The organism is Saccharopolyspora oryzae (assembly GCF_027853915.1).
In the GTDB taxonomy this organism is placed as follows: Bacteria; Actinomycetota; Actinomycetes; order Mycobacteriales; family Pseudonocardiaceae; genus Saccharopolyspora; species Saccharopolyspora oryzae.
The window spans coordinates 58,472-67,590 of sequence record NZ_JAQGLA010000036.1 but is presented as its reverse complement, the minus strand read 5'-3'; the positions used below and the strand labels follow the sequence as shown (position 1 = coordinate 67,590).

Annotated in this window: 8 protein-coding genes; 5 read left to right on the top strand and 3 right to left on the bottom strand. The window is 68.8% G+C overall.

The window, feature by feature from the left end; translation table 11 throughout:
• Positions 1-309 precede the first annotated feature (309 nt).
• Positions 310-1,449 (top strand): chitinase, encoded by a 1,140-nt coding sequence (locus tag OU415_RS21245; protein ID WP_333778354.1) that lies wholly within the window; start codon positions 310-312, stop codon positions 1,447-1,449.
• Positions 1,450-1,489: 40 nt separating this feature from the next.
• On the opposite strand, the gene OU415_RS21240 is transcribed toward OU415_RS21245, so the two are convergent.
• The 3 genes from OU415_RS21240 to mshC all read right to left on the bottom strand — a co-directional run bounded on the left by OU415_RS21240 (position 1,490) and on the right by mshC (position 4,907).
• Positions 1,490-2,026, bottom strand: a complete 537-nt coding sequence (locus tag OU415_RS21240) for a TIGR03086 family metal-binding protein (RefSeq protein ID WP_270950673.1) — start codon at positions 2,024-2,026, stop codon at positions 1,490-1,492.
• 64 nt (positions 2,027-2,090) lie between these two features.
• Complete coding sequence (locus tag OU415_RS21235; protein WP_270950672.1) at positions 2,091-3,320, bottom strand: styrene monooxygenase/indole monooxygenase family protein; 1,230 nt, start codon at positions 3,318-3,320, stop codon at positions 2,091-2,093.
• 351 nt (positions 3,321-3,671) lie between these two features.
• Entirely contained in the window at positions 3,672-4,907 is a 1,236-nt protein-coding gene (gene mshC, locus OU415_RS21230) for a cysteine--1-D-myo-inosityl 2-amino-2-deoxy-alpha-D-glucopyranoside ligase (protein ID WP_270950671.1), read from the bottom strand.
• A gap of 531 nt (positions 4,908-5,438) precedes the next feature.
• Here mshC and OU415_RS21225 point away from each other — a divergent pair.
• From OU415_RS21225 to pcm, 4 genes are all read left to right on the top strand, one after another.
• Positions 5,439-6,488 carry a quaternary amine ABC transporter ATP-binding protein gene (locus OU415_RS21225; protein ID WP_408641882.1) on the top strand — a complete coding sequence of 350 codons (1,050 nt, stop codon included), beginning with the start codon at positions 5,439-5,441 and terminating at the stop codon, positions 6,486-6,488.
• Positions 6,481-7,377, top strand: a complete 897-nt coding sequence (locus OU415_RS21220; protein WP_270950670.1) for an ABC transporter permease — start codon at positions 6,481-6,483, stop codon at positions 7,375-7,377. The genes OU415_RS21225 and OU415_RS21220 overlap by 8 nt, the downstream gene beginning before the upstream one ends.
• Positions 7,378-7,414: 37 nt before the next feature.
• The gene (locus OU415_RS21215) at positions 7,415-8,311 is read left to right on the top strand and encodes a glycine betaine ABC transporter substrate-binding protein (RefSeq protein ID WP_270950669.1); all 897 of its coding nucleotides are present in this window, start codon (positions 7,415-7,417) and stop codon (positions 8,309-8,311) included.
• 119 nt (positions 8,312-8,430) lie between these two features.
• Positions 8,431-9,099 (top strand): protein-L-isoaspartate O-methyltransferase, encoded by a 669-nt coding sequence (pcm, locus tag OU415_RS21210; RefSeq protein WP_270950668.1) that lies wholly within the window; start codon positions 8,431-8,433, stop codon positions 9,097-9,099.
• The last annotated feature ends 20 nt before the right edge of the window (positions 9,100-9,119 follow it).

Sequence of the window (9,119 nt, the reverse complement as noted above, 5' to 3'; positions counted from 1 at the left end):
CCACCAGGTGGACCACAGTTTCAATGGAAACTGTGATCCGCCGTGCCCGGGTTCCGCAGTTTCAATTGAAACTGCACCCCCGGGCGTGTCGGGACCCCGGCGTGTCGGCGCCCGACACGCCCGGGTGCGGGGGGACTGGTGCGATTTCAATGGAAATTGGACCTCGAAATTCCATTGAATTTGCGTCCCAACCACTCGTCGGCGGAGCGAGGGGCTGGGGTTCGGGTGGCGAGTAATGGACTGGACCTTGACCTCGGTCAGTGGTCTAGTCCATTTTTTGTGCTTCGACCCCGACGGATCGGAGCAGTCATGTCACGGATCCGCACCGCGCTCGTCGCCCTGGCCGGGCTCGTCCTCGTCGCCGCACCGGCCTCCGCCACCCCCGGCCCCGAACCCGCCATCAGCGGACAAGCCGGCACCGGGCCGGCCTCTGCCGAAGCCGTCGACATCCCCGGGCACGCCCTGGTCGGGTACCTGCACGCCAGCTTCGCCAACGGCTCCGGTTACGTGCGGATGGCCGACGTGCCCGCCGAGTGGGACGTCATCGACCTGGCCTTCGCCGAGCCGACCTCCCCCACCTCCGGCCAGCTGGAGTTCAACCGCTGCCAGGCCGCCGAGTGCCCGAACGTGGAGAGCGACGAGGAGTTCATCGCCGGGATCCGCGCCAAGCAGGCGGAGGGCAAGAAGGTGCTGCTGTCGGTCGGCGGCGCCAACGGCCAGGTGCGGCTGGAGACGACCGCCGCGCGCGACGCTTTCGTCGCATCCGCTGCGGAGATCATCGACCGCTACGGCCTGGACGGCCTCGACGTCGACTTCGAGGGCCACTCCCTGGAGCTCGCGCCGGGCGACACCGATCTGAAGCACCCGACCACCCCGGTGGTGGTCAACCTGATCGACGCGCTGCGCGCCCTGAACGACCGCTACGGCGCGGACTTCGTGCTGACCATGGCGCCGGAGACGTTCTTCGTGCAGGTCGGCTACCAGCACTACGGCGGCGGCACCGGCGCCGATCCGCGGGCGGGCGCGTACCTGCCGGTGATCGACGCGCTGCGCGACCAGCTGGACCTGCTGCACGTGCAGAACTACAACTCCGGTCCGGTGATGGGCCTGGACGACCAGTACCACACGATGGGCACCGCGGACTTCCACGTCGCGATGATCGACATGCTGCTGACCGGTTTCCCGCTGGCGGGCAACCCGGACAACACCTTCGCCCCGCTGGCTCCCGAGCAGGTCGCGATCGGTCTGCCCGCGGCCAACCCGGCGGGCAACGGCTTCACCCCGGTCCCGGAGGTCCACAAGGCGCTCGACTGCCTGCGCGCCGGGACGAACTGCGGCCCCTACCAGCCGCACGGCACCTACCCGAACCTGCGCGGTCTGATGGCCTGGTCGATCAACTGGGACGTCTACCACGGCGACGAGTTCGCCAAGGCCCACGACGCCTACTGACGTCCGAAGGGCGCCGCTGCCCGGGCAGCGGCGCCCGGGCTCACGGTCGGCGACCGGTGATCGCCACGATGCGGTCCAGCAGCGGGGCGTCGGCGGGGACGTCGACGGCGGTCCCCCAGAGCTCCGGGATCGGGGCTTCGGGCACGAACTCGGCGACATGCTCCAGGCAGGCGCGCAGCGTAGGTTCGGGCAGGTCGAACGGTTGTCCGGTGGCCTGGGCCAGGTCCCAGCCGTGCACCACCACCTCGGTCAGCGCGATGCGTCCCCACTGGGCGTTGGTCAGCTCCACCCCGGCCGCCGGGGTGCGGCCTTCCCAAGCCGCCGCATCGCCCCAGGCCACGCCCAGGTCCCGGACGTGCTCGGATACGACGTCGCGCCAGTCCGCTCCCAGCGGAGGGACGGGCTGATCGTCTTCCTCGCGCGCGAGCGAGGCGAACCCCCAGGCCGCCTCGTCCACGTGCGCGACCAGATCGCGCACCGCGTACTCGGCGCACGGCGTCGGGTGGTCCAGCTGCTCATCGGTGATCCCCGCCAGCAGTTCGGTCAGCTGCTCGCAGGCCGGCTTCAGGTCGATCACGGGGCCTCCTCCGGGAACGGATCGTCACCAGGTTCGACCGCCGCGCCCGCGCGGATTCATCGGTTCACCCGAAGCTGCGGAGGTAGGCGTCGGCTCCCGCGGGGTCGAGGAACCAGGTCTGGAAGTCGGCAGGGTCGTCGAAGCCGTCCGCGAAGCGGTTGCGGATCTCCGGGTGCTCCGCCGCCGCGGCCATGATCCGCTGCACGTGCGGCTGGGCGGGGCGCAGCGAGGTGTTCGTCCACGTCACCACGTGCTGCGCGTGCTGCCAGAACCGGTCGAAGCTCTGCTGCATCCAGGAGCGGTCGAACGGCTGCTCGCCGCGCGCCACGATGCTGTCCAAATAGGACTCCGCGCACCGGTTCGCGACGTTGGCGCCCTGCCCGGTGATCGGATCGTTGGCCACCACCGCGTCGCCCATGCCCAAGACCGCTGCGCCGGAAGGGAGTTCGGCGACCGGCTTGCGCACGACCGGGGTCACGCCACCGGCCAGCGTCGCGCGCTCGTCGGTTAGCTCCGCGCCGGTGAACCGCGCGTGCTCCGACGGCAGGTGGTCGCGCATCAGCTCCAGCATCCGCGCCCACTGCTCGTCCGCGCCGGGCCGATCCGACCAGCAGTCCATCGGACCGTCCGGAATGCCCTCGTACAGCAGGACATCGCACGCCCCGCCGAAGGTGCAGCCGGGGATGACGTAGATGTCGCCGATGCCGGCGATCGAGTTCGCCCGGAGCAGACCGTCGTCCGGCACGTCCGGGGACGCAGCGGCCCCGCGCACGTAAGCCACCGCCAACGCCCGCTGCGGCGAGGTGAAGGGCGAGTGCTGCGGATCGCGCTCGAATATCCGGCCGAGCTCACCCGCACCCGTCGCGACCACCACCAGCTCGTAGCCCGGGGTCAGACCGTCCAATTCGGACGCCGTGACGTTGCGGTACTGCACGTCGCCGCCGCGCTCGGCGAAGAGCTCCAGCCAGCGCGCCATCTTCACCCGCTGGTCCACCGACTGCGCGGGCCGGGAGAACTCGCCCCGCCAGTCCAGCAGGCGCCCCTCCCCCGGCTTCTCGACGGTCTTCCTCAGCCCGGTGATCTGCGGCGCTTCGCCGTCCCAGAAGTTCAGGCCGCGGGCGCGTTCGTTGGCCAGCGCGGTGCCGAACATGGCCTGCGTGGACATCACCCGTCCGCCGCGGATCTGCTCGGGCGTCCGCCCGGAGATCAAGGTCACCTCGTACTGCTGGGCCTGCAGCCCGAGCGCCAGCTGCAGCCCGGCCTGCCCCGCCCCGACGATCAGGACCTTCCGCATCCCCGCGACCACCTTCCCGTCCGATCAACGCCACCCAGCATTCCCGACACCCCGGCGCACGTCATGCCGACGTGCAGCAGGGGCGCCAGTTCCAGGCAGAACCGACGCCCCTGCGACCGGGATGATTCAGGGGCCGTCCCCGACCCCAGTTTTTGATCTTTTGCTCTGATTCGCCGCCAGGCGAATAGCCCACCCTCGGCACTGGCACCGCCGCGGGTTCTCAGACGTCGCCTGGCGAGGACGGCCCAACTGCCGTGTATTGGCATACATAAGGTTGGGCACCCGGAGTCCAGGCGGCGTCTGAGGTTCCGCTACCGGCACCGCTTCGCAAAACGAGTGCTTCCGAAGGAATCAGAGTTCGACGCCGAGGAGGGCGTCGACGGCGGTGCGGATGAGCTGGGGTGCTTCCGCGTCGGAGCCGCCCGTGGTCAGCGCCTCCTCCACCCACGCGTCGATCGCCCGCAGCGCCTGCTGGGTGTCCAGGTCGTCGGACAGCCGCTCGCGCAGCTCGGCGACCGCCGCCTCCGCCGACGGCGCGGACTCCAGCTCGACCGCCTGGCGCCAGCGCGCCAGCCGCGCTGCACCGGCGGTCAGGGCGTCAGCCGTCCAGGAGCGGTCGGTGCGGTAGTGGCCGTCCAGCAGCGCCAGCCGGATGGCCATCGGGTCCACCCGGTCGCCGCGCAGCCGGGACACGAACACCAGGTTGCCCTTGGACTTGGACATCTTCTCGCCGTCCAGCCCGATCATCCCGGCGTGCACGTAGTGCTTGGCGAACGGGAACTCGCCGGTCAGCGACTCGGCGTGCGCCGCGCTGAACTCGTGGTGCGGGAAGATCAGGTCCGAGCCGCCGCCCTGCACGTCGAAGCCCAGGCCCAGCCGGTTCAGCGCGATGACCGAGCACTCCAGGTGCCAGCCCGGGCGGCCCGGCCCCAGCTCGGACTCCCAGGACGGCTCGCCGTCGCGGGCGGCCCGCCACAGCAGCGCGTCCAGCGGGTGCTCCTTGCCCGCGCGGTCCGGGTCGCCGCCGCGCTCGGCGAAGAAGGCGGCCATGGTCTCGCCGTCGTAGTTCGACTCGTAGCCGAAGTGCCCGCTGGCCTGGTGGCGGAAGTAGACGTCCGGGTACTCGTCGTCGACCCGGTAGGCCGCGCCGGAGGCCAGCAGCTTGCCGACCGACTCGACGATCTCCGGGATGGACTCCACCGCGCCGACGAAGTCCGCCGGCGGCACGACCCGCAGCGCCTCCATGTCCTCGCGGAACAGCGCGGTCTCGCGCATCGCGAGCACCACCCAGTCCTCGTTGTCGCGCTCGGCGCGCTCCAGCAGCGGGTCGTCGATGTCGGTGACGTTCTGCACGTAGTGCACCTGGTGACCGTTGTCCAGCCACACCCGGTGGACCAGGTCGAACGCCAGGTAGGTGGCGGCGTGACCGAGGTGGGTGGCGTCGTACGGGGTGATGCCGCACACGTACATCCGCGCGACGGGGCCGGGCTCGGTGGGCTTGACCTCGCCCGCCGAGGTGTCGAACAGGCGCAGCGGACGTGGCGTGCCGGGCACTCGAGGCACGGGAACCGATGACCAGGGTTGCATGCTCCCGACCTTAAACGTCCCGCTCCGACCGATGCCGCCGTCCGGGGGATAGCCCGTATCACATCGTGGGAGGCGGCGGCTCCCACTTACGTCTCAGAGCGCCGGAGAACGCTTCTGGACCAATCGGATTTAGATCGTTAAACCACGCCGAATTCGATCTTGTCGAAAAGGGGTTGAAAACAGTCATATGCACACGATCAGCGGCGAGATGATCATTTAGGTGCGGTCGTTCGGCCGTACTTCCACTGAAGTGGGATCCTTATCTTAAAAAGCAGCATATTCGCACGTCAGAGCAGGATGTAAGTCCTGGTCAGACGCCTCGGTCAGCGCATCTGGAGTGTCTCGATCGAAATAAGATCTTCACCCGATCGGCTGGACACGCGCATTCCGAGACGTATGATCTTCGAACTACATCGAAAGGACGAGGACGCGAATCCGGGAACCGTGATCGTCGGCTGGTCCGATGTATTCACGCTGTCCCCCGGTACGGGTGCGGACCACCGGTACCGGCGATGCGGGTGGAGGCGATCGGTGACATCGGTACGAGTGGAACGGCTCTACAAGATCTTCGGGCCGCAGCCGACGGAGCTGGTACGCCGCCTGGAGGCCGGAGCCGACCAGGACGAGATGAAAGAAGCCGGTGCCACGGCAGCGGTGGTGGACGCGTCGTTCGAGGTGACCGAGGGCGAGACGTTCGTCGTCATGGGCCTGTCCGGCTCCGGCAAGTCGACCCTGATCCGAATGCTCAACGGGCTGCTCACACCCACCTCCGGCCGGGTGCTCGTCGACGGTGAGGACATCACCGGGATGTCGGGCAAGGCTCTGCGCACGATGCGCCAGGAGAAGATGAGCATGGTCTTCCAGCACTTCGCGCTGTTCCCGCACCGGACGGTGCTGGACAACGCCGCGTACGGGCTGAAGATCCGAGGCGCGAGCAAGACCGACCTGGTGGAACGGGCCAACGAGGCCCTGAACATGGTGGGCCTGGAGGGCTGGGGCGACCGGTACCCGCAGCAGCTCTCCGGCGGGATGCGGCAGCGCGTCGGCCTGGCGCGCGCCCTGGCCGCCCAGACCGACGTCCTGCTGATGGACGAGGCGTTCAGCGCGCTGGACCCGCTGATCAAGCGGGAGATGCAGGACCAACTGCTCAACCTCAACGCCAAGCTGGGCAAGACGATCATCTTCATCACCCACGACCTCAACGAGGCGATGCGCCTGGGCGACCGGATCGCGATGATGCGCGCCGGCCGGATCGTCCAGATCGGCACCGCCGAGCAGATCCTGCGCGAACCGGCCGACGACTACGTGGCCAAGTTCGTCCAGGACGTCGACCGCAGCCGGGTGCTCACCGCGGCATCGCTGGCGGATCCGCAGGTCACCGCGCCGGACGACGTGGAGCCGGTGCCCGCCGACACTCCGATGAAGGAGCTGTTCCTGCGCCTGGGCGATCACCCGGACCCGGTGCCGGTGGTCGACGACGAGCGGCGTGTGCTCGGCGCGGTGACGTCCGCTGCGGTCTTCGAGGCGTTGAGCCGCGAGGCCGAGGTGCCCGCGGCGGTCAAGGAGGCCTCCGATGCGTGAAGCACTCCCCTTCCCGACCCAGTACGAACTCCCGCGCATCCCGGTCGGCGACTGGTTCGAAGCCGTCGTCGACTGGCTGAACAACAACGTCGGACCGCTGTTCAACTTCATCGACCTGGTGCTGCGCTCGGCGGTCAGCGGGTTGTCGTTCGCGCTGAACTTCCTGCCCGCGCTGGTCATGGTGCTGCTGTTCGCCGGCCTCGGCTGGTGGCTGCGCAGCTGGCGGTTCGGCCTGTTCGGCCTGATCGGCTTCGGGCTGGTGGCCAGCATGCAGGAGTTCCAGCCGGCGATGCAGACCCTGTCGCTGGTGCTGGTTGCCACCGTCATCTCGATCGCGATCGGCATCCCGCTGGGTGTGCTGATGGCGCGCAACAGCAAGGCGAGCGCTCTCCTGCGGCCGGTGCTGGACCTGATGCAGACCATGCCCGCGTTCGTCTACCTGGTCCCGGTCATCGTGTTCTTCAACATCGGTGAGGTGCCGGGCGTGGTGGCCACCGTCATCTTCTCGCTGCCGCCGGGCGTGCGGCTCACCGAACTGGGCATCCGGCAGGTGGACCACGAGGTGGTCGAGGCCGGCGAGGCGTTCGGCTCGCCGAGCCGCAAGATCCTCACCGGCATCCAGCTGCCGCTGGCCATGCCGTCGATCATGGCCGGCGTCAACCAGGTGATCATGCTGGCCCTGTCGATGGTGGTCATCGCCGGCATGGTCGGCGCCCCCGGACTGGGGTCGAACATCTACGAAGCCGTCACCCGCGTCCAGCTGTCCCAAGGTTTCGAAGCCGGACTCTCGGTGGTGATCCTGGCGGTCTACCTGGACCGGATCACCGCCGTGCTCTCGGACCGCTCGCCAGTGGCGCGTGCGGAGCGCAAAGCGGCGAAGACCGGATGAGCCCGGATCGGCAGCCGTCGCAGAAAGGCAGGTACGTATGTTGTCCAGCAGAAGATCACGGAGACTCTGCGCGCTCATCGCCGCGCTGGCCGCACTGGTCATGGTCGCCGCCGGGTGCGGTGGTCGCGGATCGCAGACCGGGCAAGAGGCCAAGTCCATCAACATCGGTTACATCGCCTGGGACGAGGACATCGCCGTCACCTACCTCTACAAGGAGCTGCTGGAGCGCAAGGGCTACACGGTCAACACGACCGAGCTGGAGGTCGGTCCGATCTACGCCGGGCTCGCCCAGGGCAACCCGGACCTCTTCCTCGACGGCTGGCTGCCGCAGACCCACGCCGACTACTGGAAGCAGTACGGCCCCAAGCTCGAGGACCTCGGCGTTTGGTACGACCAGGGCACTCTCAACATCGCGGTGCCGAAGTACATGACCGACGTCAACTCGATCGAGGACCTCAAGGGCAAGGGCCCCCAGTTCGGCGGTGTGATCACCGGAATCGACCCGGGCGCCGGGCTGACCCGCACCACGAAGGCCATGATCCCGGCCTACGGCCTGGGCGGTGAGTACCAGCTGCAGACCTCCTCGACCACGGCGATGCTGGCGTCGCTGGACAAGGCGGTCCAGGAGCAGAAGCCGATCGTGGTGACCCTCTGGCACCCGCACTGGGCCTACGCCCGCTACCCCCTGAAGGACCTGACGGACCCGAAGGGCGCGATGGGCAAGGCCGAAGAGCTGCACGCGATCGGCCGCGCCAACTTCAGCAAGGACTTCCCCGAGGTCACCGAGATGGTCAAGAAGTTCAAGCTGACCGACGACCAGCTGTCCTCGCTGGAGAACGAGATCAACAGCGCGCCGAAGGGCCAGGAGCAGGCGGCCGCCAAGAAGTGGGCCGACGCGCACCCCGATGTGATCAACTCCTTCGCCGGCAAGTGATCAACGGCTGAGGAGGGCCGGTGGGCACGCCCCACCGGCCCTTTTCGCTGCCTCGAGCAGGAATCGATCTGCTTGTCACCGCGGGGCCGGCGGTTGAAGATGCAGGTGGGAGCAAGGCGATGCATTCCGGGCCCGAGGATCTCGTTCGCGCGGCTCGACGCGCGGGCGTCAGCGACGAGCGCGTGCTCACCGCGCTGCGCGCAACGCCGCGCGAGGCCTTCGCACCGCTGGAAGACCGCCGCGCCGTCTACGACGACGCGCCCCTGTGGATCGGTCATGGCCAGGTCACCACGCAACCTTCGCTGTCGGCGCTGATGCTGGAAGGTCTCGCCCTCGTCGGCGACGAGCACGTTCTGGAGGTCGGCACCGGCGCGGGGTTCCAGACCGCGCTGCTCGCGGCGCTGGCCGGTGATGTGGTCAGCATCGAGTGGTGGGCGGATCTGTCCGAGCTGGCCGGGCGGGTGCTGGATGCTGAAGGCGTCGGCAACGTCGAACTGGTCGTCGGCGACGGCAGCCGAGGAGTTCCGGAGCGGGCTCCTTACGACGCGGTCCTGGTCTCGGCTGCCGCGCTGGAAGTGCCCGCGGCGCTGGTCGAGCAGCTGCGTCCGGGCGGGCGCCTGGTGCAGCCCATCGGTCCGGGCGGCGATGAGCAGGTGGTGCTGTTCGAGCGCGCGGGATCGGGACTTCGGCGCATCGACGTGCTCGTGCTGGCCCGGTTCGTGCCCATGCGGAGTCGCGACCAGCAGCGCGGCTTGCGAGGTGGTCGTGAGTACTTTGGGTTGCTATAGCGCCCCAAAGTACTCACGAC